1 protein-coding gene is annotated in these 2,460 nt (G+C 59.8%); it reads right to left on the bottom strand.

The features are described 5' to 3' along the window. On the bottom strand, positions 1–1,839 hold a 1,839-nt coding region (locus tag WCA53_RS14870), incomplete at its 3' end, for a TerB N-terminal domain-containing protein (RefSeq protein ID WP_423911545.1). Between the last annotated feature and the right edge of the window lie 621 nt (positions 1,840–2,460).

The following is a 2,460-nucleotide window of genomic DNA, read 5'->3' as shown; positions in this document are numbered from 1 at the left end:
TACACGAGCCGTTTCCCGCTTTAGCGCCTGGATTCGGGAAGCGTCGAGCACGAAGCCTCCAACGGCGGAACTTTCATGCTTGATCATGCGCGGCTGAACCGCAGGCTGCGTGGATTGACCGCCAGCGCCCTGATGCAGGTCGGTATAAAGCCGCTGGGCGTCGATATCCAGCATGCGATAAACCTTCTCAAGCAATTTCACCTTTTCACGGGAGACCCCGCCGTCTGCGTTCGCGGTTTGCACCAGGAACGCCGCGATCGCCTGCTGGTCATTGGAGGAAAGTGCCGCAAGCTTTTTCTTCAATCCCACGGCGGATCCCGGATGCGCGAGCTGGACCCGATTCCTCGCTTTGAGACGCGCCCACTGCTGGGTCGACAAGTGAGACCACGCGTCAATCTGCCGGTCGATCAGCGAAATCGTCGCTTCCGACGCAGCGCCGTCAGCCGTCGCGATAGACGCGGCGAGATCGATCATGACCGTCGACACGTTGTATGCATCGTCCACGGTCGACACGGCTGCGCTCGGGGTCGCTGGGAACAGTGCCACTACATCCTCAAGCTTGGGGGTCCGCGCACCGAGCCGTACATCGGGCTCAACGGCAATGCCAGCCTGCCCAAGCGCCACACAGAAGGCCGCCGCGTTGTCGCGCGTCAGGGTTCCCGTGGACTTGAAACGCAGCAGGATCTGGCCGAAGGTCGTGACTCGTGTTCCCTGTTCGACTTCGGCCGCCAGCGACTTGATCTCCTGACGCGTCGATTCGGGCCATAGCTCTGTTGGCAGCCTGAGCGCTGCGTCGAGCGTCCCTTTCGCTTCTGGTTTCCTGCCTAGATAACGGCTGTACGAGTCCAGCGCAGCGGCGGATTCGTTCAAGAGCCATTGCAGCTTGTTGCGCGGCCCGGTGATCGCAGCGATATCCGGCAACCCGATCAGAAAGCCCGGTACCGGCATATTCGTCAGTGCGCTGAATGCCGGCTGCGGCCTCGCGTCAAGTAGCGTGCGATTGACCGGCAGCAACATGCCGTTCTTGAAGCGCTCGCCGTATTTACGCATGAAGACCCGGTCGAACTCTTCGGGACAGCGCGTCACTGCTGCGCGGCGAATCATCATCGGGTCCAGCTTTACCCATGCGAGCGCCCAGCTAGCGGGCACCGGACGCTTATCCACGGCGGCCTGTCCAAACGCAACGCGCACATTCATTGGGACTTGATAACCGCTCGGCAATCCGTTTGGTGCGGTTTGTTCATACATCTTTGTGGCTCGCCCCATCATCAAATCGATGGTTTGAAGAAGGTTTCGCACGTGCTTTTGCCACGAATAGTTCACGTCGATGTTCTCAAGGCGACGCAATTCCTGGCTCATATCGCGGTATTCAGCGTCGGTTACCTTTCCCGCTGCGCCGTCTATCAGTACCCGCCGCTCGAACGCATATAAGTGGAAGAACAGATATCCGGTGTTGATATCCGACTTCTTGCGCTCGGAGCCAAGCCATTCCAGGTACGTCCGTCGTTGCTCGCTGGTCAGCGACCCATAACTCAGCTCGATCGACCCCAGTCCCTGGGTAGCGCGTGCAGACCCGCGGGAAACATGTGCGCGGGCGTCGACTACGCACGCATCGACTGATTTTGGATGCGACCGAAGGACCTCGCCGAGGTAGAAAAAACCTCCAGGGATCGAGATGTCGCCAATCTCTACCGTTTCGCCGGGTTGGATCCAGCGCGCGACGGACATAGTGCCGCTTCCCGGCCCCTTGATGGGGTGACCGGCGAAGCCAGCAGTGTCTGTGACAGCAACGGAGACCAGCGGCTCATCTTCGTCGTGAGAGCCGGACGAACTGTTCATGGAATTAGTCGGCTCCTCGTGAGCCTTATGCGAAGTGGATGCAGCGGTTCCGCCTGCGTGGACGAAGTCGCCCGACGGTGCCTGTTTCGAAAAAAGCCGATATGCAGACCATACTGCCAAGAGTAAGACGCCCCCTATGCGTGCGTTCACCGGGAACGCTGTCAGCACGATCAACATGCCGGCTAAAAAAACTGCGATTTGCCTCACGTTACCTCGCCCACGGCCCATCCAGCGTCGAATAACTCGATGTGAGCGGTTGGTTTGCCAGGCGCGAGCGACGAGCGCCCGCGTGCTTGGCCGTTGATTATATTACTGAATCGGGAATCGGACGCTGGTGGTCACGGGACCGGGGGGGGGTCACATGTTGGGAGTATCGTCAGGCCAACTCTCAATTGTGCGACCAACGGAATCATGGGCATTGAAGACGGGTGAACCGACAATCCGTGTAGGTCAGTAGGTCGGCGGGGGTCGGAAATGTGGCACTTGGGCACTTGGGCGCTGGTGGCGAAGCGTGTGTGAGCGCGTCGGTTGAGGGGTGGGTGTTCAGCTGCGGGGTGGGGTTGCGGGGGCTGCGCTACGTCCGTGCCAAAAACCTGAAGTGAGCACCGACCACACTTAGGT

The organism is Caballeronia sp., assembly GCF_049581465.1.
Classification (GTDB): domain Bacteria; phylum Pseudomonadota; class Gammaproteobacteria; order Burkholderiales; family Burkholderiaceae; genus Caballeronia.
This window is presented reverse-complemented; position numbering and strand designations above follow the sequence as displayed.